General features: G+C 39.8%; 32 protein-coding genes. 31 read left to right on the top strand and 1 reads right to left on the bottom strand.

Annotated elements, in window-relative coordinates; genetic code table 11:
* Positions 1-14 precede the first annotated feature (14 nt).
* From NRI27_RS17110 to NRI27_RS16995, 24 genes are all read left to right on the top strand, one after another.
* Positions 15-509, top strand: coding sequence for a hypothetical protein (locus NRI27_RS17110; RefSeq protein WP_371391787.1), 495 nt, complete (start codon positions 15-17; stop codon positions 507-509).
* 59 nt (positions 510-568) lie between these two features.
* Positions 569-739 carry a DUF3954 domain-containing protein gene (locus NRI27_RS17105; RefSeq protein WP_371391786.1) on the top strand — a complete coding sequence of 57 codons (171 nt, stop codon included), beginning with the start codon at positions 569-571 and terminating at the stop codon, positions 737-739.
* Positions 740-821: 82 nt separating this feature from the next.
* Positions 822-1,202 (top strand): ArpU family phage packaging/lysis transcriptional regulator, encoded by a 381-nt coding sequence (locus NRI27_RS17100; RefSeq protein WP_371391785.1) that lies wholly within the window; start codon positions 822-824, stop codon positions 1,200-1,202.
* 392 nt (positions 1,203-1,594) lie between these two features.
* Entirely contained in the window at positions 1,595-2,161 is a 567-nt protein-coding gene (locus tag NRI27_RS17095; protein WP_371391784.1) for a tyrosine-type recombinase/integrase, read from the top strand.
* A 306-nt stretch (positions 2,162-2,467) separates the two neighbouring features.
* Positions 2,468-3,154, top strand: a complete 687-nt coding sequence (gene terS / locus NRI27_RS17090; protein WP_371391783.1) for a phage terminase small subunit — start codon at positions 2,468-2,470, stop codon at positions 3,152-3,154.
* Positions 3,155-3,181: 27 nt separating this feature from the next.
* The gene (locus tag NRI27_RS17085) at positions 3,182-3,436 is read left to right on the top strand and encodes a hypothetical protein (RefSeq protein WP_371391782.1); all 255 of its coding nucleotides are present in this window, start codon (positions 3,182-3,184) and stop codon (positions 3,434-3,436) included.
* Positions 3,436-4,119: an HNH endonuclease gene (locus NRI27_RS17080; RefSeq protein WP_371391781.1), complete on the top strand. Its 684-nt coding sequence runs from the start codon at positions 3,436-3,438 to the stop codon at positions 4,117-4,119. Before NRI27_RS17085 ends, NRI27_RS17080 begins: the two co-directional genes overlap by 1 nt.
* Positions 4,120-4,128: 9 nt before the next feature.
* Positions 4,129-4,320 carry a hypothetical protein gene (locus tag NRI27_RS17075; protein WP_371391780.1) on the top strand — a complete coding sequence of 64 codons (192 nt, stop codon included), beginning with the start codon at positions 4,129-4,131 and terminating at the stop codon, positions 4,318-4,320.
* Positions 4,321-4,411: 91 nt separating this feature from the next.
* Positions 4,412-4,738, top strand: coding sequence for a hypothetical protein (locus NRI27_RS17070; protein ID WP_371391779.1), 327 nt, complete (start codon positions 4,412-4,414; stop codon positions 4,736-4,738).
* On the top strand, positions 4,735-6,456 hold the full coding sequence (locus NRI27_RS17065) for a terminase large subunit (RefSeq protein ID WP_371391777.1): 1,722 nt from the start codon (positions 4,735-4,737) through the stop codon (positions 6,454-6,456). The genes NRI27_RS17070 and NRI27_RS17065 overlap by 4 nt, the downstream gene beginning before the upstream one ends.
* Positions 6,457-6,460: 4 nt before the next feature.
* Complete coding sequence (locus NRI27_RS17060; protein WP_371391776.1) at positions 6,461-7,723, top strand: phage portal protein; 1,263 nt, start codon at positions 6,461-6,463, stop codon at positions 7,721-7,723.
* Positions 7,710-8,360, top strand: coding sequence for an HK97 family phage prohead protease (locus NRI27_RS17055; protein ID WP_371391775.1), 651 nt, complete (start codon positions 7,710-7,712; stop codon positions 8,358-8,360). Before NRI27_RS17060 ends, NRI27_RS17055 begins: the two co-directional genes overlap by 14 nt.
* A 7-nt stretch (positions 8,361-8,367) precedes the next feature.
* Complete coding sequence (locus tag NRI27_RS17050) at positions 8,368-9,624, top strand: phage major capsid protein (protein WP_371391774.1); 1,257 nt, start codon at positions 8,368-8,370, stop codon at positions 9,622-9,624.
* A gap of 13 nt (positions 9,625-9,637) precedes the next feature.
* Positions 9,638-9,898, top strand: coding sequence for a hypothetical protein (locus tag NRI27_RS17045; RefSeq protein ID WP_371391772.1), 261 nt, complete (start codon positions 9,638-9,640; stop codon positions 9,896-9,898).
* A gap of 4 nt (positions 9,899-9,902) precedes the next feature.
* Positions 9,903-10,214, top strand: a complete 312-nt coding sequence (locus NRI27_RS17040; protein ID WP_371391771.1) for a phage head closure protein — start codon at positions 9,903-9,905, stop codon at positions 10,212-10,214.
* A complete protein-coding gene (locus NRI27_RS17035) occupies positions 10,201-10,653 on the top strand; it encodes an HK97-gp10 family putative phage morphogenesis protein (RefSeq protein WP_371391770.1) in 453 nt (150 codons plus the stop codon). Before NRI27_RS17040 ends, NRI27_RS17035 begins: the two co-directional genes overlap by 14 nt.
* Positions 10,650-11,024 carry a hypothetical protein gene (locus NRI27_RS17030; RefSeq protein ID WP_371391769.1) on the top strand — a complete coding sequence of 125 codons (375 nt, stop codon included), beginning with the start codon at positions 10,650-10,652 and terminating at the stop codon, positions 11,022-11,024. The genes NRI27_RS17035 and NRI27_RS17030 overlap by 4 nt, the downstream gene beginning before the upstream one ends.
* Entirely contained in the window at positions 11,021-11,620 is a 600-nt protein-coding gene (locus tag NRI27_RS17025; RefSeq protein WP_371391768.1) for a hypothetical protein, read from the top strand. Before NRI27_RS17030 ends, NRI27_RS17025 begins: the two co-directional genes overlap by 4 nt.
* Positions 11,621-11,653: 33 nt before the next feature.
* The gene (locus tag NRI27_RS17020; RefSeq protein WP_371391767.1) at positions 11,654-11,965 is read left to right on the top strand and encodes a hypothetical protein; all 312 of its coding nucleotides are present in this window, start codon (positions 11,654-11,656) and stop codon (positions 11,963-11,965) included.
* A gap of 26 nt (positions 11,966-11,991) precedes the next feature.
* Positions 11,992-12,279 (top strand): hypothetical protein, encoded by a 288-nt coding sequence (locus NRI27_RS17015; protein WP_371391766.1) that lies wholly within the window; start codon positions 11,992-11,994, stop codon positions 12,277-12,279.
* Positions 12,266-14,368, top strand: a complete 2,103-nt coding sequence (locus tag NRI27_RS17010; RefSeq protein WP_371391765.1) for a phage tail protein — start codon at positions 12,266-12,268, stop codon at positions 14,366-14,368. The genes NRI27_RS17015 and NRI27_RS17010 overlap by 14 nt, the downstream gene beginning before the upstream one ends.
* A 4-nt stretch (positions 14,369-14,372) precedes the next feature.
* A complete protein-coding gene (locus NRI27_RS17005) occupies positions 14,373-15,122 on the top strand; it encodes a phage tail domain-containing protein (RefSeq protein ID WP_371391764.1) in 750 nt (249 codons plus the stop codon).
* 14 nt (positions 15,123-15,136) lie between these two features.
* Positions 15,137-17,176 carry a GDSL-type esterase/lipase family protein gene (locus tag NRI27_RS17000; protein ID WP_371391763.1) on the top strand — a complete coding sequence of 680 codons (2,040 nt, stop codon included), beginning with the start codon at positions 15,137-15,139 and terminating at the stop codon, positions 17,174-17,176.
* Positions 17,177-17,253: 77 nt separating this feature from the next.
* Positions 17,254-18,369, top strand: coding sequence for an SGNH/GDSL hydrolase family protein (locus tag NRI27_RS16995; protein WP_371391762.1), 1,116 nt, complete (start codon positions 17,254-17,256; stop codon positions 18,367-18,369).
* Positions 18,370-18,431: 62 nt separating this feature from the next.
* Here NRI27_RS16995 and NRI27_RS16990 read toward each other — a convergent pair whose 3' ends face one another.
* Positions 18,432-18,647, bottom strand: coding sequence for a helix-turn-helix domain-containing protein (locus tag NRI27_RS16990; RefSeq protein WP_371391761.1), 216 nt, complete (start codon positions 18,645-18,647; stop codon positions 18,432-18,434).
* A gap of 107 nt (positions 18,648-18,754) precedes the next feature.
* On the opposite strand from NRI27_RS16990, the gene NRI27_RS16985 reads away from it, so the two are divergent.
* From NRI27_RS16985 to NRI27_RS16955, 7 genes are all read left to right on the top strand, one after another.
* Positions 18,755-19,747, top strand: coding sequence for a tyrosine-type recombinase/integrase (locus NRI27_RS16985; protein ID WP_371391760.1), 993 nt, complete (start codon positions 18,755-18,757; stop codon positions 19,745-19,747).
* A 45-nt stretch (positions 19,748-19,792) separates the two neighbouring features.
* A complete protein-coding gene (locus tag NRI27_RS16980) occupies positions 19,793-21,271 on the top strand; it encodes a phage tail protein (RefSeq protein ID WP_371391759.1) in 1,479 nt (492 codons plus the stop codon).
* Between the two features lie 44 nt (positions 21,272-21,315).
* On the top strand, positions 21,316-22,191 hold the full coding sequence (locus tag NRI27_RS16975; protein ID WP_371391757.1) for a hypothetical protein: 876 nt from the start codon (positions 21,316-21,318) through the stop codon (positions 22,189-22,191).
* A 12-nt stretch (positions 22,192-22,203) separates the two neighbouring features.
* Entirely contained in the window at positions 22,204-22,560 is a 357-nt protein-coding gene (locus NRI27_RS16970; RefSeq protein ID WP_371391756.1) for a hypothetical protein, read from the top strand.
* Between the two features lie 65 nt (positions 22,561-22,625).
* Complete coding sequence (locus tag NRI27_RS16965; RefSeq protein ID WP_371391814.1) at positions 22,626-23,162, top strand: phage holin family protein; 537 nt, start codon at positions 22,626-22,628, stop codon at positions 23,160-23,162.
* On the top strand, positions 23,152-23,436 hold the full coding sequence (locus NRI27_RS16960) for a phage holin (RefSeq protein WP_371391755.1): 285 nt from the start codon (positions 23,152-23,154) through the stop codon (positions 23,434-23,436). The genes NRI27_RS16965 and NRI27_RS16960 overlap by 11 nt, the downstream gene beginning before the upstream one ends.
* Positions 23,437-24,219: an N-acetylmuramoyl-L-alanine amidase gene (locus NRI27_RS16955; RefSeq protein ID WP_371391754.1), complete on the top strand. Its 783-nt coding sequence runs from the start codon at positions 23,437-23,439 to the stop codon at positions 24,217-24,219. It abuts the gene before it with no gap.
* Positions 24,220-24,544 lie beyond the last annotated feature (325 nt).

The following is a 24,544-nucleotide window of genomic DNA, read 5'->3' as shown; positions in this document are numbered from 1 at the left end:
AGGGAGTGATCTAATTGTATTACGTCACACCAAAAGATTACGAAACAGCTGAACAGAATGGAATTAGCGCTAAAAATGTTACTCAGCGTGTGTATAGATACGGTTGGGATATTCAAAGAGCAATCACTCAACCATTAATCATTCGCAGAAAAGTAGATCCGTTGTGGGATGAGTGGCAAGATATCGCATCCGCTAACGGCATTGTAAAAAAAATCTTTAACCAGCGAATTAATAGACAAGGTTGGACAGCTAAAAAAGCAGCAACAACTCCTGTCGGCAAAGCGATAAAGAAAAACGGTAAATGGACAGCAGAAGAAATAGAGCTAGCTAAAAAGAATGGTTTGGATAAGAACTACATGGACACGGTAAAAGCTCGCATCAGACTGGGATGGTCAAGAGAGGAAGCACTTAGTACGCCGATTCTAAAAGCAGATGAAAGAGCAAAAAGAGTTGTCGAAGGGACAAGAAGATATCTCAAAGAGCATGGCAAAAAAAGAAGTTACAAATAAAAAAAGACAGGATTCCTCCCGTCAAGACAAATCAATTATATCACATAGGAGGGATTCTGTTGCAAGAAAATACAGCGAAGATCGATTTGAGAAAGAACGCAACGTATATTGTGAAAGATGGAAAGTTAACACCTATTCCAAGTCCTCCAGCAGGCTACGGGAAACAGGTCATTAATTGGCAAGGTGGAAAACCTTGCAACGGAATGGTAGAAGAGTCATTGAAATTTTAATACTGCTTATCAGAAAAACTGAGGGCGTCATTCAAGCGGTTGCTTGCGTGATGTCCTTTTTTGTTGAAAGGGGATATCTGTGATGAGTGAACAATTACAAATGTTTGAGGAAATTGATGAAAAGGCAGTAAGGTCGGTGGTTATAAAAGAATTGCGTCTCTATAGAGCGTTGAAAGTTCAACTAGAAAACATTGAAGAGCGAAGCGAACATGGAGTTGTAGACTTATATCCAGTCTTCAGAAAGGTCAGTCCAGAAAATCGTTTAAAGGTTCAACAGATGGAAAGGGCATTGAACCACAGTCTCGACGGGGATGAAAGAAGAATTATCGAGATGAAATACTTGTCTGATGAAAGAAACAAAGACATTAGCGTCTATATGGACCTGGGGATGAAGAAAGACAAATATTATGAAGTGAAGCAACAAGCAATTAAATATTTAGCGACAGCGCTTGGCATCATTTGAGTGCTGTTTTTTATTTGGAAAAAACTCCGACAAAAAGGGGGATAAAAAGCCGATGATTATGGGGACTAATTCATTTTTTTTTACCGTTATGCTTTTAATATCGAAGGAATTCGAAGGAGAAGCATCTTTCCTTTATCAAGATGTACTCGATTAATCATTCTAAGAACGTTGAAGGATACTTGCTTAACGAGAGGAGGTATCTTGAGTTCGATCGCGCTAGTCTTGCGACGAATGGATCGGGGGAATTATGAGTAAGAGTTTTCTCCTTACTTATACTAGCTATCCTCTCGAAGTATTTTAGTAAGGAAATTAATTGATGTTTGTATGTAGGGCCGCACGTACACACATGCGAGGCTACATAGAAATATTATATTGATTCGAGGTGAATGCGATTGAACTTCGTTCAGCCAATCCGCGATCCGAATGATATTGAAGCCATAAAGCAATATTTGAAGTTGCGTAGTCTTCGTAATTATTTATTCTTCTGCATCGGTATTTACAGCGGACTTCGTGTCAGTGACTTGTTGTCTTTAAAAGTATGGATGGTTAGAGGAAAAACTCGGATAGACATAGTCGAGAAGAAAAACAAGAATAGGAAAAACTTTGTTATTCATCCCTCAATTAAAGAAGACTTGGATAGGTACATCAAAAATATGAAGGACGATGACTACCTCTTCCCGAGCAGACAGATAAAGATGAAGAGTAAACTGAGCAAGCAGCCTATTGACAGAAGTACTGCTTATCGCATGTTAAACGATGCAGCACAACAATTTGGATTACAAGAAATCGGTACTCACACAATGAGAAAAACTTGGGGTTACTTCTTGTATAGGCAAAATCATCTCAATCTCGCGTTACTTATGGAAGCATTCGGCCATAGTGATCCTACAATCACTTTACGTTACATTGGCATAACGCAGGACATGATGGATGCAGCTATTTTACAACTGAATTATTAGTGAATTTCCCCTATGACTGCATCAAAATGCAGTGTACTTTCGCAGTCATGTTATTGAATTGGTAAAAACTCAAAGATGTCAAGGGAAAGACAGAAAAAGTCAGTGCAACAGAATATAGGTTATGGTTCACCCTAATGACATTAATTAGTTAAATATTGAAGTTTCTCGACCTTAAAATGTCAGGTCGATATTTTGCGTTTTCATTAAAAATTAGTATTTTTATCAACAGGAAAAAAGAAATCTCCTGTCTTGTAAATTTAGGGCGTGTGAAAACAACTCAATTAGCTAGGAGGTGCCGTTTAGAAGGTGGCTAGACAAAGGAGTCCCAACAGAGCCAAAGCGCTAAAAATGTGGCTTGAGAGCGGTAGAACGATGATGCTCAAAGACATTGCTGAGGCACTGAACATTAGTGCTGGATTGGTACGGAAATGGAAGAGTGTTGATAGATGGGATGACATTCCTGATACTCAACCTAAACGTAGAGGTGCACCTTTCCGTAATAAAAATGCAGTTGGGAATAAGGGTGGAGCACCATTGAATAACAAGAATGCTGAAAAACATGGTCTGTTCAGTAAATGGTTGCCTGATGACGATGAATTAAAAGAAATTTATGAAGCGACTAGGACGGGAATGAATACGCTGGATATTCTTTACGAAGAGATACTTGTCATGTTTACAAATTTCATTCGTGCACAGAAAATCATGTATGTTCGTGATCAGGAAGACATTACAAAGGAAATTAAAAAGGAAAAAAGCTATTCCGATGACAAATCGTCATCAGAAGAAATTGAGTACGACATTCAATATGCATGGGATAAACAGGCTAAAGCATTAACATCACAAGCAGTTGCATCAAGAGCAATCTCAACGAAGATTAAGCAGTATGAGGAATTATTGAGAACTCTACCACCCGAAGAAATAAAAGAGTCTCATCGATTGCGCATGAAAAAGCTGAAAGCAGACATCAAGGCTGTTGAAGCTAAGGCATGGTAATTAATCAAATAAGGATGGTGTTGTTTTATGGCTAAGAAAAAGACCGACAATCAAGCTGAAGTCATTAGCGAACAAGAAGGTGTTGTGATTGTTAAGGCAAACGCTCCGTTAGACAAAAAGCAATTTGAATTACTGTCGGAACTTATGAGAAAAGAAGAAGGAAAGTCCGGCATGAAAGTTGTTGTCCTTCCTTATAGCGTAGACCTTGTCGAAGTAAATGTGCCGGAGCAAGATGCAGATAAATCAACTGATGAAGATGAGAAAGGGAAAGAAAAAGAATAATGGCAAAGCACGCCGTCATTAAATCTTTCTACGCTTCGGATGAGTGGATTACGTTTCGATTGGTGTTGATAAACGAAAGAGGGAATAAGTGTGAGCGTTGCAAAGAAGTTATTCCTCGATCAAGAGATATTATTGGGCACCATACAATCGAGCTAACTCCGGAAAATGTACATGATCACAATATTAGTTTAAATCCGGATAAAGTAGAATTGGTTTGTTTTGATTGTCATAACAAAGAACACAGACGTTTTGGCTACCAACATACTAAAGAAGTTTATCTTGTGTATGGTCCACCAATGAGTGGGAAAACAACATTCGTCAAAGAACAATTAAGACGAGGGGACATTGTCATAGACATGGACGCTCTTTACTCTGCAGTGACGATGCTGCCGAGTTACGACAAGCCAGACAATCTATACAACAATGTAATCGCCATCCATAACCTTCTCCTGGACAACATACGCACGAGGTACGGGAAGTGGCAAACTGCTTGGATAATTGGTGGATATGCAGATAAGTATAAGCGTGAACGCTTGGCTAATGACATGGGTGCAGAACTAATCTTCTGTAACGTAAGTAAAGAAGAATGTTTAAGTCGGCTAGAACAAGATGAAGACAGGAAGTACAGGATTGATGAATGGCAAGGATACATTGGTAAGTGGTTTGAAACTTATATGGAATGAGGTTGGAACATGTTTGATAAAACTCTCAAGCTAATTGCTATCGACAAAGAAACAAGAGAAAAGTTTATTGTCCATAGTATCTTCTTCCCTTTAGGAAAACCATCTGGAAAAGATGTAGCTGTTATCTGCAAAGAAGACAGTGAGATAACCGAATGGAAGAGCATTGATGAAGTAGTAATTGAAATTATACCCCCCTCTTAAATCAGAAAAACAAAAGTCACAGGGACCGTAGGGGGAAGTCAATTTCCACACAATCCGAAAAAATCGAAATCGCTTGGAGGTTGTTTGAAACATGACTAAAGATGCGATTTATCAAAAAGAACACTCGAAATTAACTGAGATATTCGCAGACGTTGAAGAATCAAAACGGAAATTGGTTGAAGGTTTGATTGAGGATGCAGCCTTTTTGAAATCAGAAAATTTCTCGATCAAGACTAATCTTAGAGAAATCGGCATGGTAAATATTCATCCGTCCAATCCGGCTTTACAGAAACCTGTTGAATCAGCACGGCAGTACTTGAGAAACGTAAATAGTTATGCTGTTATTATTAAAACGCTTCACGGTGTGCTCAACAAAGATATTGTTGAAGAGGAAGACGATCTTGAGGAATTCGAATGAAATATACGCACAATGGTACTTATTCGTTTTTGCTGGAGTACATCGACAAGTGTAAAAAAGGTGAAATCATTATTGGCCAAGAGCTTATGATGATGCTTGACGTACTATTAAGCTATTTTGACAATACTGATGTGCAAGTAGATTTCACAGATGCTCATAAACGTATTAAGTTTATTGAAACGAAATGCAAACATTTTGAAGCTCCGTTTTCAGGGAAGCCGTTTATATTGATGCTGTTCCAAAAAGCCTTTATCGAAGCTTTGTATTCATTCAAAATTTATGATGAAGAGATTGAACGTTACGTCCGACTCTTTCAAGAGTTCTTGTTTTTGGTCGGAAGAAAAAACGGAAAAACCCCACTCATTTCAGCTATCAATTTAGCTGAATTTTTTTGTGGTGAAATGGGCACGAAAATCATGTGTACGAGCAACGACCACGAACAAGCTGATTTAATGTTTCAGGCAATAGATGCAATGAGAGAAGAGAGTCCGTCATTGTCTGCTGTGACTCGTAAAAACATTAAAGGTATTTACTTCGGTAATCCCAAAAAGCCAAAGAGTCGTGGGAAATTCAGCTATCAAAACAAAGGGCATATTCGTAAAATCTCAGCGAAGACCGGAGCCAAAGAAGGTCGGAACGTTAAAGTTGTTTCCGCTGATGAAGTGCATGAAATGAAAGACAACTCAGGTGTAATGCCACATCGTCAATCATTATCTACACAAGATGAACCAATCTATGGTGAATTGACAACTGAAGGCGTAGTCAATGATGGATATTTGGACGATCGCATGAAGGAAGCTCGTCAAGTACTCAATGGAGAAATTGAACGACCACGTTGGCTTATTTGGTTATATACACAAGACAGTGAGCAAGAAATTTGGCAAGACGAAACGACGTGGGCAAAGTCGAATCCCGGTATTGGCGTCATTAAAAAGTGGAGTTTTACACGGAAGATGCTTGATGAAGCGCGCACCAGTAAAGCTACGCGTGTTTATGTATTGTCAAAGGATTTCAACATTAAACAGAACAACGCTGCTGCATGGTTAACGACTGATGACATTAAGAATGAGGAAACTTTTGATATAGAAGATTTCCGCAATACATTTGCAATTGGTGCTGTCGATTTATCCAAATCAGGGGACTTAGCAAGCGCAAGGGCAATCATGATGAAACCGGGCAGCCCTAAAAAGTATACGATCCAGAAGTATTTTATTCCCGAATCGAAGTTAGAAGATTTATCCAAAGCAGATTTGGAAATGTATAAAGATTGGATTCGTCGTGATTTAATAACTGTTTCACCAGGTAATGAAAATGATTTCAGTCTAGTTACGGCGTGGTTCGTAAAATTGTATAAGGAATTCGGCATTCGAATGTACAAAGTCGGTTATGACAAATGGTCAGCGATTTATTGGGCAAAAGAAATGGATGACTACGGTTTTGATTGCGTCCGTGTATCGCAAGACTGGGGCAGTATGTCCGAGCCTATGAAGCTAGTTGAAGCAGATTTGAAGAGTAAATTAATCAACTACAATAACAATCCAGTCGACAAATATTGCTTGGAGAATACAGCTTTGAACATTAATTCCAAACAAGAAATCATGCCAGTTAAGGTGCAAGGGAAAGAGCATCAGAAAATTGATGGCGCAGTAACAATGATTATTGCGCAAAAAGTGTACATCGACAACCGTACAGAATTTTTGTCGTTGGCAGGGAGGTGATCGCTTGGCCGTAAAAGATTTTTTCAAAAACATATTTTCGAATTCTTCAAGTGGAAGTACCCAAAAACAATATGCAAGATTCCTGGACGGCAACAGTCCTGTATTCACTCAGTTCGGACAGAATGTATATGCATCAGATGTTGTGCAAATGTGTATCGATGTAATTGCAACTGAATGTTCAAAACTGCAACCTAAACATATTCGAGTGGATTCAGATGGAATGCAACGAAATGTAAAAAGCAGTTTTAATCGGCTGTTTAAATTTGCTCCAAATGAGTTGATGACTACTCGCGACTTCATCGAAAAAGTCATATGGTTGTTGTTCATGAATTACAATGCTTTTATTTATCCCACCTATGAAATGAGGGACGATGGACGTGGGAATCTAACGAAAAACTATACTGGATTTTATCCATTGAACCCAACGGATGTCGTATTTTTACAAGACTCTATTGGAAGACTCTTTGTAGAGTTGCATTTTGCAAACGGTGATAAATTCACGTTGCCATATAATGATATTATCCATTTACGCAAGAAGTTTTCCGTCAACGACATCATGGGTGGCGGTGCAGATGGACAACCGGACAATCAAGCACTGCTGAAGGTGTTGCAAATAAACGACACTGTGTTGCAAGGTGTTGAAAAGGCAATCAAGACAAGTCTTTCAATTAGAGGGATATTGAAAATAAATACGATGATGGATGACGATGCACAAAAAAAGGAACGTGATAAATTTGAAGCGAAGATTGCGGGAGGAAAGGCAGGAATTCTTCCGCTAGATCTCAAGGGAGATTACGTTGATATTAAGCCCGATCCCAAAATAGTAGACAAAGATACACTTGAATTCCTGCAAAGCAAAGTCCTTAATAATTACGGTGTGTCTATGCCGATTCTTAGTGGTGATTTTACAGATGAGCAATACCAAGCGTTTTATGAGAAGACATTGGAACCGTTAATCATTAGTTTTGGTCAAGCATTTTCCAAGACTATTTTTACTGATAGGGAAATTGATGTCGGTAATGAAATAGTATTCTATCCTCAGAAGCTATTGTTTACGAATACGAAAAATAAAATTGCCGTTGCTGATATTCTTGGCAATAGAGGCGGTCTTACCAATAATGAGTTATTAGCTTTGTTTGGCTACCCTCCTTATGAAGGTGGAGACGTCAGAAACATGAGTCTAAACTATATTGACGTGAAATTAGCTGGGCAGTATCAGCTCAAGAAAGCAAATATGAAGGAGGCAGAGAAGAATGTCCAAGACTAAACTTCCGAATAAAACCGATCCAGTTATTCGTAGCTTCGGATTTCCGGATTTACGTGCTGATGATGAAGAAAAGCAAATAGAAGGTCATGCTGCTGTATTCGATGAGAAAACGAATATTGGCGGTTTTTTTTATGAAATCATTGAGCGCGGCGCATTTGATGGCACGAACTTTGATGATGTGTTATTCAGTACGAATCATGACCTGCAGAAAATCCCGTTAGCAAGGAGCCGCAGAAATAACAGCAATTCTACTTTGCAATTGCAGGTGGATGAGAAAGGTCTTTTTGTCCGTGCAGCGTTAGATACAGAAGGGAATCCAAGCGCAAAAGAGTTATTTAGTGCAATTAAGCGCGGCGATATGGATGGCATGTCTTTTATCTTCTATATCAAAGATCAGAAGTGGGAGGACTTAGACTCTGAAATGCCGACTCGACGGATTCAAAAAATTTCAAGAGTCATAGAAGTTAGTGCGGTCAATTTCCCTGCGTATGCCGGGACTGACATAAATGCTCGTGATCAAGCTGTATTGGATAATGCAGCACTGGCATTGGAGAATGCTCGATCTGGGTTGGATAACTCAACAAACGAGTTGGAAGTATTGCAATTACGAAACAAACTACTAATGAAGGAATGGTGAATGAATTATGAAAAAGAGACTATTGGCATTGTTGGCAAAAAAGGAAGAGCGTAAGAAAGCGTTAGGTGAAAATGGAGCAAAAACGGAATCCGTTGAAGAACTTCGCAGCATCAATGCAGAACTTGATACGTTAAATGGTGAGATTGCAGAGTTGCGCGGTATGATTAACGAATTGCCAGAAGAAGATGACGAGCCACAACAACGTAGTCAACCAGCAGGAGGACAGCCAGTTGGGGGTGTGAACGTTTTGGGGACGTATGGCGGAGTGCAACGTCAACAACAACAAGAACGTTCGGTTGACAAGTATGATACGGCTGAATATCGTTCTGCCTTCATGGACTATGTAACTAAGGGAACGAAGTCGGATCAATTGGAATTCCGTGCCGATGCCACAACAGGGGTAGGTGATGTAGGGGCAGTCATTCCAACAACAATTTTAAATAAGATTGTTGAGAAGTTGAAAGATTTCGGTATGATTTATTCCCGTGTTACAAAAACAGGTGTTCAAGGTGGCGTGCAGATTCCGGTTTCTAATGCCAAACCAAAGGCGACTTGGGTGGCAGCAGGAACAATGTCAGATAAGCAGAAAAAAACTCTTACAGGCACAATCTCTTTTACGTACCACAAATTGCAATGCCGTGTAGCTGTTGAATTAGTAGCAGGAACAGTCGCTATGCCGGTGTTCGAACAGACAATCACACAAAATATCTACGAGGCAATGATCGTCGCAATTGAAGAAGCCATCATCTCTGGTACCGGGACGGGACAGCCGTTAGGAATTACAAAAGATACTACGATTCCAGCCTCTCAAATTGTCGAAGTAAGCCCCGAGGAACTAGGAAAGTACGATACATGGACCATGCTTTTTGGTAAAGTGCCACGTGCTTACCGTGGTGGCAACGTGTTAATCATGGCAGATCCTGACTGGACTAAATACATCGAAGGAATGGTCGATGCAAATGGACAGCCGGTGGCACGTGTGACATATGGTCTTGACGGTACAACTCAAGAGAAACTCATTGGCAAGGATGTATTGCCTGTAGAAGATTACTTGCCGTCTATCGATGATGCGGTAGCAGGGGAAGTCATCGGTATCATCTGCAAGCTCTCAGATTACATGTTCAACGCCAATATGCAATTGACATTCAAACGTTATTACAATGAAGAAACAGATGAGTGGGTAAGTAAATCAACGCTAATTGCTGACGGGAAACTGGCTGATCCAAACGGCGTCGTATTAATCAAGAAAAAGACAGTCGTTTAAGGCGGTGATTTGAATGACCGACGTCGATTTACTGGTTGAGTGCAAGAAAGGTCTTGGCATTAGCGGTAACGGACTAGACCCACTGTTAAATCAGAAGATTGTCGCTGTAAAAGCATTTATGATGGGTGCTGGGGTTAGTGAAGAAAAAATTGTGTCTGAACTCGGCGTTGGTGCAGTAGTACTCGGTGTGACAGATTTGTGGGAAATGAGATCAGGGGAAGTAAAGTTTTCCCCTGTTTTTTTCACGCTTGTAAATCAGCTGACAGCGGGGTGATCATATGCGATTTAATAGCGAAATATTTTTGCTAGCAATGAATGATACTGAAAACGCTATGGGTGACACAATTGAAGTTCCTGTGGAGAGAAAGGTATTTGCGGAAAAAATATCGGTTAGGCAAACAGAGTTTTATCAAGCTGCAGCTAACGGATTCAAACCTCAAAAAGCTTTCAAAATTTGGGTTTCCGAATACAATGACGAAACTCAATTGATGTTTGAAGGAATAACTTACTCAATCATAAGAACTTACAGTAAGGACGATAAAGAATTGGAATTAATCTGCGAAGGAGCTGTTAACAATGGCGCTTCCTAAATCCGTAACGAAAATTAATAAAGATGGAGTTACATTTGTATCTAACGTTGATGCTGTCAATTACACTTTGAATGAATTGACTCGTGCTGCATTGAGGGATTCTGCTAAATTGATTCGAAAGCGCTTGATTGAAGCGCTGAAACAACTTCCTGGTATGCGGCGTTCTCGTCGTCTATATCGCTCCACACAATATTGGGTGAGGAGGAGAGAAACGGATCTGCAAATCGGTTTTAAACATGATTCCTGGTACGGTGCTAAATCGGAGCTGGGGACAAGTGGACAGCCTGCCAGGGGCATTTTACGTGATACGGTGTACAACAACATTGGAGAAATAAGGGATATTCAAGCGCAGTATTTAAGTGGGTTATCAGATCAAAACCCATCACTTGCTGGGACGTCGGAGGATGAATACAAGAGTCCAGATGGTGAAGAAAAATGATTCATCTTCGACAAGAACTGACCAAACTTTTAAAGAAATACAATCCACAAGTTTATTACCATGATGCATCCAGCAAAGCGAAATATCCTTATATCGTTTACAGCCTCCCTAACTCATTGCCAATTGAGGAACAGGAGGTTTTTGTTTTGGATATAGACATCTGGGATAACAAAGACGACACCACTGTTGTAGAAACATTAGCATCCACGCTGTGGAAAGCGCTCAATAAGCACAATCATGTGGATAGCAATATACAATTTAGCATTCATCGTGAGAACCGTCTTCCACCTTTAGATGAAAAAGAAAATAAAATACGCAGAAGAAAATTGATATTTTCACTGCGTTACTTTGATAGGAGGATTTATGAATGAACAAATCATATAGCGGCTTCACAGACAAGACCGCAGAAAATCTACTGCTTGACGCAGGAGCATTCTTTATCAACTTTGATATCGAAACCGATACATTCGACACAGCCGTAGCAGCAGGGAAGCTCATTGGGGCTACACGTGGCGGAGGTCAATTCGAAGCTAAGCCCGAAATAAGGCCAATTGAAATTGATGGTGTAAAAGGTAAGGCGAAAGGGTTGCAAGTAATCGATTCATGGGACGTCAAAATGACTGCTAGTGTCCTTGAAATTACGAAAGAAGGATTGGCGAGAGCGCTCACAGCCAGTGAAGTCACTACGTCTACAAATGCAAAATATGAAATCATCAAAGCAAAAAATTACATTGATCTCGAAGATTACATTGAGAACGTCACTTACATCGGTAAGAAATCAGGGGCAGCTGAACCAGTAATTATTCAAATCTACAATGCAATTAACACAAGCGGACTATCACTACAGACCAAGGACAAGGACGAAGCTGTCATTTCCATGGAATTCGAAGGGCACTACGATGCTGCTGATTTAGATAGCCCTCCTTTCGCAATCTTCTATCCAGTAGCACCACCTCCATTACCGTAAGTAACAACAATAATAAGAAGAGGAGAATAAAAGATGTCAAATTACACTATGCGTCCATTGATGACAATGGATGTTTTCAGAATGAGTAAGATTCTCAAAAAAATGGATTTGAAGTTAGAAATCAAAGACGGTATGACCCAAGAGCAAGTCGGCGCGCAAGTGATACAACAAATCGCAGAAAACTTACATCAAGCTGAGGAAGAAGTAAATGGATTCTTAGCAGACCTGGTAGGTATTGAAGCGAAAAAGTTTGCTAAACTACCAATCGAAGAAACGCTTGAGATTTTTACGCTATTCAAAGGTCAAAAAGGTATCATGAATTTTTTGAAATTAGCAGGCAAGTAAACTATATCGAGGTTTACGACCTGCTATTGTCTCGTTACGGCAATATTCAAAACGTCATGCATTTAGATTTTGAAGATGGTGCAGAGCTTATTCGTAAAGCTTATGAGAAAACAGCAGAGGATAAAGCGTGGCAAATGTACCTAACTAAATATCAAAATATGACAGAAAAAAGCTATATGCCGTTTGAAGATTTTTATAACCCACGGAACGAGCACATAGAAAACAGAAATGAATCTGCTGAGGAAATCCTTGACGAAGTTAAAGCAATGATGAACTCCTGTGAATGGAGGTCTGATTCAAATGGAATTATTTAAGCTGTTCGGCTCCATCATGGTGGATAACGAAGAAGCGAATAAAAGCATATCCAAGACTGACGAAAAAGCCGGGGGATTAGGCGAGAAGTTAGGTAAGGGAGTAAAGACCGCTGCTGTTTGGGGAGCGGCAATTGGTACGGCGGCAGTGGCAGCAGGAGCCGGTATGTATAAAATGGCCACTAGTTCAGCGGAAACGACAGACCGAATTGATAAGTTATCTCAAAAAATTGGTATGTCTAGACAAGGTTTTCAGGAATTTGACTTCATCGCATCTCAAAGCGGTATGAGTATTGAAGGTCTGCAAATGGGTTTCAAGACCTTGGTCAACCAAATGGACGGTGTAGCGAACGGCAATAAGAAAAGTGTCGCCACGTTCGAAGCCTTGGGTGTGAGCGTAAAAGATTCCAGTGGCAACCTCAAAGACCAGGAGACAGTTTTCAATGAAGCCATTGTCGCTTTGCAAGGCATGGAAGAAGGTGCCGAAAAAGCAAAGTTGGCAAATGATCTTTTTGGACGTTCTGGATCTGAAATGATGCCAATGCTTAATGGTGCGGTAGGAAGCATTGAGGACATGAAAAAGCAGGCTCATGAATTAGGGCTTGTGCTAGGTGATGACGCTATTGATGCTGGTGTTGCTTTCACAGACACGATGGACCAACTACAGCGATCGTTCGGTACTGCTATTGCTGCTATTGGCGTAGAATTCATGCCAATGATTACAAAGTTTGCAGATTATATCATTGCTAACATGCCGACTATTCAAGCCGTAATACGGACTGTATTTGATGTAATGTCGACAGTTATTAGTGTAGCTGTTAAATGGTTGTCATTAGTTGTAGATGCCATCGTAGGTGTAATTGAGACAGTGATCAAGTGGGTGCAATCAAACAGCGGTTCTATGGACGAATTAAAATCGATGTTTGAAGAAAAAATCACATCGATAGTAGAATTTTTCACAAGTTTCTTTGCTCTTTTAAAATCAATGTGGGATGCATGGGGCAGTGAAATTATTGCAACGCTCCAGTCGATTTGGAACCTATTAATACCGGTATTCCAACTAGCTTTTGATTTAGTTATGGATTTATTTAGCGTTTTTGCTGCACTCTTTAAAGGTGACTGGGAGGGTTTATGGGAAGCTATCAAGACATTGCTAACGAATGTCTGGGACAACATTGTCAACGTCATAGACAAAGCGCTTGTACTAATACAGGATGTCTTGAAACTCGCTTGGGGCATTATCCAATCCGTCATCGAAGTTGCACTTGATTTTATTGTGTCGATTGTAAAAGGTGCATGGAAAATAGTTAGTGATGCATTCAAATCTGCTTTAGATTTCATTTCCAAATTAACCGGAACGAACTTCGACAGCATTAAAAATGCAATCGATAAGTACATGGAAATGGCAAAAAGCATTATCAGCGCTGTGTGGAAATATATTAAGAATACATTCCAAAACTTCTTGAAGTTAATTAAAGCTATTGTATCTGGTGACTTCAAAGGTATGTGGCAAGTCATTAAAGACCAGATGGACAATGTTAAGGATACGATTAAAAACATCTGGGATTCCGTTATGAAGTTTTTCAACGGAATTGATCTATATCAAATCGGTACTGACATTATCCAGGGCTTGATCAATGGAGTAAAAGCTATGGCAACTAAAGTTGTTGATAGTGTCAAAGGTGTTGTTGATGGCGCCATTGATGGTGCTAAAAAACTACTTGGTATCAAGTCGCCTTCCCGTGTATTCATGCAAATTGGTGATGATACTGGACAGGGCTTGATCAATGGAATCGGATCGAAAGTAAAGGCTGTGTCTGAAGCTGGTAAGAAATTAGCAGGTGCTGTCATTCAGCCGATTGATAAGTTTTCATATGATAATCTACCAACTGCAAATTCAGTTCGTCCGAAAAATCATTCACATGATAGACGCATAGCAGGAAATAATTCAACTAAATCAACACAGTCAATTGTTATTCAACCTGCACCAGTCATACTAGAGGGGAATGTTATCGGTGAAATTTTGTTCGATGTCATTGATGGTATTGGTTATGATAAAACATCAGCGAAAACATATATGAGAGGAGTATGAGGTAATGAATTTAATTGAAATATATAATTCGAACGGAGACAAGCTATCTTCTGATAAGCTAGAATTATTTGGTTTGAAATTAAATATTCCCTCACCCTCTTATCAACTAATAACCGAACCAGTGGATGGCAGGGGCGGTGTTATTGTCCTGGATAGAATTTTGCAACCAAGAGATATATCCGCACGCTTCTTCACGAAATCAGGAAGCTATGAGGACTCTTTAAAATTACGCGATGAGCTGTTTTACATCTTTTCTAGTGGAAACATTTATATCGCAGAATCAAATTTGCCAGGTAAGAGATGGTGTGTCTATTCACACGAGTGGTCGCCAGATAGCCTCAGCAGGATGATTAAAGAATTTGAAATCCCTATGACTGCGCCATCAGGAACATCTGAATCGGTAAATGTACTGAATCGGACATATTCTGTATTTTCTTTTGTATTTCGAAATGAAGGCAATCATCCAATAGACATGCGAACCCAAGAAGAAACGGAAATTACTTTCGTTGGAGCATCTAGCAGCCTGTCGATCCTCAATAATACGACGGGTGATGAGTGGAAGTATAACGGCACTACCACTGCTAATGACGTCATCACTTTAAAGGGTGTCCGGTCGATGAAAAATGGCCAATCAATATTTTCCGAAACCAATAAACGACTCATATCATTTGCAGTCGGCAATAACGAGTTTGAAATAAGCGGTGTAAGTGGACCATTTGAATTGTCCATTTCCACACGCTTTTATTTTTTGTGAAGGGAGCAGTGCATGTGAATCCTAATACATTTGAATTGGACATTGATATCAAGCAACCAACATATGTGACTGAACCTGTGGTTAAGCAGCACGATGATGTTACGTTAGTAATTAATATAACAGATAACGACGTGCCTTTAGATTTGACAGGCGTAACTACACCTACGTTGAGTGTTGCCCGTCCAGATCGGGTGACGGTAACGAGTGATGGCGAAAAGACAGGAGCAAATCAAATCACATTCAAGTTGCCCCGTGCATCCGTAGCGATTATCGGAAGGTCAGATGCGACGGTACAGCTTTACGGAACGGATAAACGTGTCTCATCATTTACGTTCCCGATGAAAGTAGAAAAGGATCCATCGTCGGGATTAAATGTGACCGATGGTGAAAAGACTTTAATCGAAAAAGTATTAGTAGATGGTCCTGAAGTTATCCAAGCAGCAGAATCGGCAACCACAGAAGCAATCAATGCTACAAATGAGACAAAACAAGTAGCTGCTGAAAACAAAACGCGGTTTTTAGATGCTGTTGACACAGTAGCAAATAGAGACACAACTTACCCCAATCCACAACATGGCGATACTGTGAGAGTGACTGGCGACAGTGCTACATACCGTTATGAAAATGGCACTGGATGGGTTAAAACTGATCAATATAACCCAACAGCAATCGATGAAGTTACTCAACAGTTGGCGGATAATCAGCATGAAGTTAATCTCCTCACCAGAGAAAAAACAGTTCAACAAAAATTACAAACCATTGGGAATATATTTTCTACAGGACTTGAACCTGTTGTCACTCTATTACAAGGTGATAGCACTGGAAATGGAATAGATGAATGGTATTACCTAGCTATGGACTGGCTATCTTTGAAATATCCTAGTCATAGTTTTGTTTATAGGTTGTGGGATGATGTAACTCAAAGCTATAGTGCCCCTACTACAGTAAGAGAGGGGAGTAAAGGTGATGCGTATGTAGTTTTGACTGGAGTAACCGGCAATTACTTGTCGACTCCTCATAATGAAAAGCAAATAATTACTGGAGATATGGATATTATTGCAAAGATATCGGCAGATGATTGGGTGAGAGCAGGCGCTTCCCAGTGCATAGTATCAAAGTTTGGCGGCGCTGGTAATCGAGGATGGTATTTAGGGTTGGATAATGCCGGAAGACCTTATTTTTGGTGGAGTTCAGATGGCACTGTAAATACTACAGCGGTGTCTACAGTGCCAATATCCATTGCGGATGGAGAGGCAATATGGATTCTTTGTAGAGTAGATGTTGATAATGGTTCTGGAAATATGAGTGTGAAATTTTCTACAAGTGTTGATGGTTTTTCATGGACGCTTCTTGGGGGCGAAGTTGTCATTACTGGAACATCGTTAATATTTCCAACTACAGCACCTATTGAAATAGGCGCTCGTGGTAACGGAATGGCTGATCATTTTAAGGGTAAGATTTATAATGTTCAAGTGAAAAATGGACACGCAGGTAAACTTATTTTAAGCCCGGATATGGGGAATGTTTCACTATCTAAAACAAATTTCAATGATGCAGAAGGCAATCTTTGGACTTTAAATGGCGCGCTCCAAAAAGGGGGCTCACCAAACCTCATGGTTCTCAACGCATCTAAGCCAGGGGCAACTCTTGCATACAGTGACGATGATGCTCGATTCGCCCGACAGACACCAATTAAACCTAACCTATCATTCATAAGCTACGGTCATAATGAAGGTCTGAAAACGGAATATAAAGCAGAATACCAATCTTATATTGATAAATTAGTAACAAAACACCCTAATACTCTAATTGTCGCAGTCACACAAAATCCACAATTTGCTCCGAATCCATATCCAGAGAATCATGTAATCAGGAATGAGCAAATCTACGAGATTGCGTTAAGTAAAGGCTATGGTTTAGTGGATGCCTATCATGAATTTATTAAAACTGGTATTGCTCAGTATCTTACAGATGACGGTACTCACCCGAATATTAACGGCTCAAACCTTTGGGGGAACGTTGCTATGAATTTTCTTAAAGATATCGCAAAATAATTTAAGATTTTCCGAAGTTTTTTGAAATCCTGTTCAATTGACGATATAATACAAGTAATTGAACTGGGGGTTATTTTGTGAATGTAAAGAAAGCTGAAAAATATATCATCCTTACTATGCTAAGTGCCTTGTTGTTGCTGAGTATCATTGCAATACTCTACAACGTATTTTTTCGTGAAGAAGATAAGTATGCGTCTCCTGTATATTCGAAAGAAAAAGTCACATCAAATACTGTTGCAAACAATCTAATTGCCATACCAAAGACAATCTATTCAACAGAAGGGGAAGATATGGTTATTTATTCCCGTAATTTACTAGGAAACGAAAATGACTACGAAGTTAAAATTGATGATCTTAATAATGATGTGAGTAGTTATCAGGATTATTTTGTACTCCATAATAATAAGTCAGGAATAGCTAATCTAGGGGTTGAATTGTATAGTGGAAAGGAGATTATTACATCTGCTAAAACAAAAATCCTAACAAATCCTACTCGTACTACACCGATAAAAGGATTGGTAATGGGCGATAGCACAATAATTACAAATGGTCATGGCTATGTAACTGATAGAATCATTGAAAATTTAGGTTCGAATATTAACTTAGTTGGAACGATGGGGACAGAACATAATAAATACGAAGGTCGAGGAGGTTGGACAGCAGAGAAGTATCGAACAAATGCTATCTATTCTAATAAGCAAAATCCTTTCTACAACCCTTCAACGGAAGACTTCGACTTTGGGTATTACATGAATAATCAAGGGTTTAGCGATTTGGATTTTGTGATAATTAATTTAGGTATTAATGATGTTTTTGCCTACAATTCTGACGTTGAATTAAAGAATGATAGTGCTCACATCTTAGAAAACTTCGACAAGATAATTTCGAGTATAAAAGAGTATGATGAAAATATTCGAATAGGTATTAACTTAACCATACCTCCGAGTGATGATCAGAATATGTTTGCACAAGAATATGAAGATAAAATTAAACAAGCTCGTGTGAAACAAAATAATTTTATCTGGATTCAAAGTTTAATTGAACACTATGAGGAATCTGAAAATGTTGATTTAATTCCTATACATTTAGGAATTGATACAATCAATAATTTTGAGAATAGCGTTCACCCTAATATTGATGGTTACAATCAAATTGGAGATCAGATTACCTCTTATCTGAATTCATTAAATTAAAAGTAGGACACTACTGTTGAGTAAGCAAACGGATAAAAAAGAGAAAAAAGAGAGCTAACGGATCAATCCGTCGGCTCTCTTTCTAATTTCAAAATGTCGCTTATTTCACAATTCAACACTTTACAAATTGCAGCTAGGTTATCTAATGGTAGTCTTTGGGTTTGATTTCTGCACATTTCATTTATTGAGGGTTGCCTTATTCCAGTCTTACGTGACAGTTCATGTTGAGAAATTTTTAGTTCATCTAGAATTTCTTTTAATGTTATTCTAACGATCAATAGACTCACTCCTCTCACTAATACGCTAAATGTATCACTTAACTATTGATACGTAAAGTGTATTATGATATGATACGTTTAACGTATCGAAATGGAGGGGATAAGTAATGGCTCAAGACAAAATAAGATTGCTCAACGAAGTCCAGTCACTGGTTGGAACCATCTGCCCTGATGTAGACATTACGAAATTAACATTGCGGATGGAGGAAGTACTTGCTAATTATGATACTCACCGAAAATCGCATGAGGAACTTAGCGAAGATATTCCCGAAAAAATAAATATGTTCATTTCTGCAATGAAAATTGAAGGATTGAGCGAGTCGACTATTGCAGACTATCAAATTGAATTGAGATTGTTTGCTGCACATTGCAAGAAAGCTGTGGCGCAAGTGACGACTATTGACATACGAAACTACCTGGCGTCGTTAGATGGCATTATGACGAGTACAGTGGGTAAAAAATTATCAGTGTTGAAAAGCTTCTTCGGTTGGTTGGTCCGTGAGGAAGTATTGTTAAGAGATCCAACAGCAAAGGTAAAGTTGCCGAAAAAGGCTAAACGTCTACCGAAAAGCTTGTCGGTGGAAGAATTGGAGATTGTAAGAGAAGCCTGCGAAACGGATCGTGAACGTGCGTTAATTGAAGTCATGTATTCGACAGGATGTCGACTGTCAGAAGTTGCGAATCTCAAAAAGAGTGACATTAACATGCAAAATATGAGCGCTCGGGTAGTCGGTAAAGGTGATAAAGAGCGTCATGTTTACTTGTCGTATAAAGCAATGTATCACCTACGCAAGTATCTAATGGGGCGTCTTGACGATTGTGAATATTTATTCGTTACTGTCCGCAAACCTATCAGACAAATGTCCAACGCTTCAATACAGCGAGAGATTCGTATAATTGAAAGCAGAGTGAACATAAGCAAAAAGATTACACCGCACGTGATGCGCCACACGTTCGCCCAGTTGTCTACGGATGCAGGAATAGACCTTGCAGATTTGCAACAACTGCTAGGTCACAGCGATCCTGCTACAACGCTCACATACAGCATGGTATCTGAAGAACGGAAACAACAAGCGCATAAAAGATTTCATATGCAATGAACGTCCATATCGGGCGTTCTTTTCATTTTAAGGAGGTGATGTTATGTGTTAAGCGTTACGAATCTCGCTGGACAAACCGAACCACTCAATCAGATACAGCGCTTTGAAATGACTGAAGAAGTGAACAGTGCCTTTATGGTATCTCTCACTTCTTTTTCTGTTGCAAACAATCCAGCGCACGAATTAATTGAAGAAGAATCCATCGTCAATGTAGATGGTTACGACTTTCGAGTTAAGCAAATGAAAGAACGGTTGAATCGAAAAGAAATTACAGGCATCTCGACTTACTTCGATTTAAACGGCCATCGACAAGATGCCATATATGGAGGGACGAGGACGTTTAACGAGTTTGCTACATTTGCTTTCGCCGGTACAGGTTGGACATTTGAAAATGCAGATGTTAGTGGTAGTGTGTTCATTCCGAACTTTGGTGACGATAACGTCATTAAATTAGTGCAAGTATTGTGTGCAGCGTTTGATTGTGAGTTTAAGATTATGCCAAATCAACACATTCTCTTTGCCGATAAAATTGGACCTGATAACGATGCCCAATACAGATACGGACACAACGTAAAAGCTCTTTCAAGATCAGTTGATACAACTAACATGCGAACACAAATAACGGGATACGGTGGCGATGGTTTGACTATCACGTATACCTCTCCAAACGCAACAAAGTATGGAATCCATAAAGCTGAGCCGTTTAGAGATGAGCGTTTTACAATTGCTAACTCGCTCACAGCGCGTTTAAAACAAGAGCTTAAAGATTATCCAGATACTACGATTGAGTTGGACTCGATTGAGTTAACAGACAAAGAACTTGGTGAACGTGTATGGCTAATCTACGAACCTTTAGGCATTGAATTCCAAACACGAGTCATGAGCAAAAAAACTGTATTACGAAACGATAAACTTGTAACTGCTTCTGTCACAATTGGCAATATAGTCCCTCGTAATTTATCGGATATCCTTACTTCGCAGAAAGTGGAAATCGATGAAAATAAGAAGGAAACACGTTCTCGTTTCGAACAAACAAATGAGAGGATAACGTTGGAAGTCGAACGTATTGACGAATCACTAGCGACGATAAGCGTGGAAGCAGACGAAATCAAATTGTCTGTGCAACAGCTTGACGGACGTATGGGAAATGCAGAGTCACAAATTAGTATCCAGGCTGATCAGATCATGTCCAAAGTCAGTTATACGGACTACAACGGAAACACCATTGCCTCTTTAATAAACCAAACAGCAACGACTATTACATTGAGTGCAGAAAAAATACAAATGAGCGGTATTACTGAAGTAGCAAATTCACTATACATCGGTGGTCGTTACGGTGATGCAACGCGGGAAATAAGGTTCGGAGGACAATTAGGTGGAGCGAGGATATCTGCAGACAACCCCAACGTATTAGATTTATGGGCAGGTGGAGGATACATCGGAATGAATAGTCCGGTTGCTTTCATGAATGAAGTGAACTTTGGTGGAGCGAGTGTGAATGGTCTATACGCGAGATATGGATAAGAGGTGATTAGATGCCAGCAACACCGGCAATAAACTGGATCGACGTGACAAGCTCATCTGTCAATATCAATGTAACAGCAGGCGTTGACACGTCACATATTCAATTTGATCGTAGCTGGGTAGATAACGGTGGAGCTTCTCATGATCGTGAAGAATATTGTCCAACAGGAACTACAATCACTGTGTCATTCACAGCTCCGTCCACTCCTGGAACATATACCATTTATGTTCGTGCACGTATAGGTAGCTCGCCATCAAGTTGGGTTTCGAGAAGCTTCACAGTTTCTCCACCACCAGATCCTGACCCGTATGTCTATGGTCTATCGTTCAGTGCCAACAATTCATTAGATGCATCATGGGCAATTGGCAATCCGGCGTACATGAGAGCAACGAACAGCATGGCAATATATTTGTCTGGGCCGAATAATTCAACACAGCATTTTAAAGGTTATCTAGGAAGCAATTCAAGATCGTGGAGTAGTATGTTCGACGGGGCAGGCGCTGCTCTTGTTGTCGGTGCAGTCTACACTATTTGGGTTTATGTATACAACAATAACGGAACTTCATTTGGCGCTTCTCAAAGCGTCGCCTATACAAAGCCTCGACCAAGTAATTTCGCATGGACATCATCTAAAACGCTAGGTGGCATGTACAATCTTACATCTGACGAGTGGAGTGGTTTGTTAGATAGAATTAATGAGTTTCGTGCTTACAAAGGATTAGCATTAAGAGATTTTAATAGGACTGTATTGCCTGGTGCTATTTCGGGCTATGTTGCGCCATCAGCTACCAGTTACAACGCCGCAAGAAACGCAATTAGCGATATGGTAGCAAGCGTACCTGCAGCTGTTGTACCGAATCAAATAATCAAAGCCAGTGAACTCAACGGATTGGTTACGGCATTAAACTCAATACAATAAGGAGTGGTCAGATTGCAATATCATGTAAAAACGTATCAAGGTGTAAATATTACGCTAACGAATGATTTTGAATTAAATCAATACCTCGCGACGTTGAATAATCACCAAATCGAATCAGTGGCAATCGGTAAGGTGTCAATGTTGAAGAGAAACATCCAACGAATTTATCCGGTTTACGGTCCTAATGAAACCCCAGTCGGTGAAGAGGTATTAGTGTACTCTGTTCGCGAACAAGAACCTTTTGTAGCGCATGCAGAAGCATATGACGCTAGTCAAGTCACCAAACAGGTGAACGATAGATATGCGTTCATTCTGATCGGTGACACGATTATTAATCGTGACGATTATAGCCTTGTGATGCAAAAATAAACAGCAAAGATTATTGGGGAAGGGGGGTACTTGAATGCAGAAGGGAGAGAGTACCGGTGACACGGATGGAAACGACAGGTATTAAGGGATTGGGAGCACTTGTAATAAGCTTTATCATCTACTTAATAGATGTTGTCAATGAAGCAATTGTAGTACTTGTGTTTTTTATGCTGCTTGACGTTATTACAGGTTTAATGAGGTCGTGGGTTACTAAGTCATGGGACAGCACGATAGGATTTTCAGGTATCGTGAAGAAAATCGGAGTATTCATCATGATTGGGATGGCTGCAGCAATCGAGTATATGGTTATGGCTGCAGGGCAAGACCCAAAAGGGTTAATGCTCCTTGGAGTGACAAGCTTTTTTATAGTTAATGAAGGACTTTCAATCTTAGAAAACTGTGCACAAATCGGACTGCCTATCCCAGCAGTCCTTTTTAACGCTCTTGCAAAGATGCATCGTGATCCGGCAGGAAAAGAACTCAGATTGGCCAGACATCCTATGCTGGATCGCATTGATAAAAAAGAATTACTGAAGGAAAACGAAGCTCTACAACATCAGCTTTTAAAACAAAAAGAGGAGGAAAAGAAAAATGAAAATTAATTGGAAAGTACGTCTTAAAAACCCGTATTTCATTGTACAAATTATCTTGGCCATTGGAGCACCTTTACTTGCATACTACGGACTGACTGCACAGGACCTTACTACATGGGGTTCTGTTTTTAATTTAATTTGGGATGCGTTGAGTAATCCATATGTGCTTGGTTTGATTTTCGTGAGTGTATTTAACGCATTAAATGACCCGGTTGTAGAGGGACTATCGGATAGTGAGCAGGCATTAAGGTATCAGAAGCCGAAGAAGAGAGGACTGAGATAATTGTCAAAAGTCATTTGTATTGATCCTGGTCACGGCGGAATAGATCCCGGTGGTGGATCTAACAAACACTTTAAGGAAAAGGACATGGTCCTCAAAATCTCACTTGAGCAAAAGCGTCATTTTGAACGCAACGGCATCAAGGTAGTTATGACACGGACTAATGACGAGTATTTGGATTCCATACCGCGTACAAACCGAGTTAAGACATCCGGCGCTAAGTATTGTATTAGTAATCACCTTAACGCAGGTGGTGGAGAAGGCGCTGAAACTATTTACTCCATCCATGCATCATCTACTATCGCCACTGGTGTTCTTAATGCCCTCGTTGCTCAAGGCGCAAAGAAGCGCAGGGTGTTCAACAGGCGAGGCACCAATGGTGATTGGTACTATATGCATCGGATGACTGGAAGCGTCTCAACGGTGATTGTCGAGTACGGGTTCGCCGACAACTCAAACGACACGGATAAGGTTCTTAACGACTGGAAACGTTACGCAGAAGCAGTCGCTAAATATTACATCGAACATGTTTTTAAACAAAAATACATTCCGGAAAAGGGTGGAGTACAAGTGGCAAACGATAAAGGACCAGAAACGTTAAATCTACCACAATGGCAGAAATCTGAAATGGCGAAAGTTTACAAGTTGGCAAGAGGAAAAGGTGTTTTTTCATCTGAAGAACACGAGAAAAACGTACTAGCAGGAGACATGCCAATTGACCAGGCAATCTTTTTAATGACAGCCATTGCTGGTGCTGCATTAAATGGTGGAAAACGCGTGCAATAATTATTGATTTGCAATAATAATCAGATGATGATAGGATGAACATACTCTTCACGTAAATGTTCCCTAACATTAAAATCAGAAGAGAGATAAAGCACCCCGTCCTTTATTGGATAGGGTGCTTTCTAGTGATATTGAGTAATCCTAACTAATTTGCGTCTGTCCCAAAAATAGCTTCACCAATTCCCCCAATACTTCCCCCAAATTTTCAAGTAGATACGAGTATTATCGGATAGCAGAAAAACAAATCAATTAATGTAACGTTGATATAATCGTATTCATGATATAATTCATTTGTTTTCGGATAGCACTTATTCTATAATAAGTA

The sequence above is a fragment of the Sporosarcina sp. OR05 genome, from assembly GCF_041414805.1.
GTDB classification, from domain to species: Bacteria; Bacillota; Bacilli; order Bacillales_A; family Planococcaceae; genus Sporosarcina; species Sporosarcina saromensis.
This window is presented reverse-complemented; position numbering and strand designations above follow the sequence as displayed.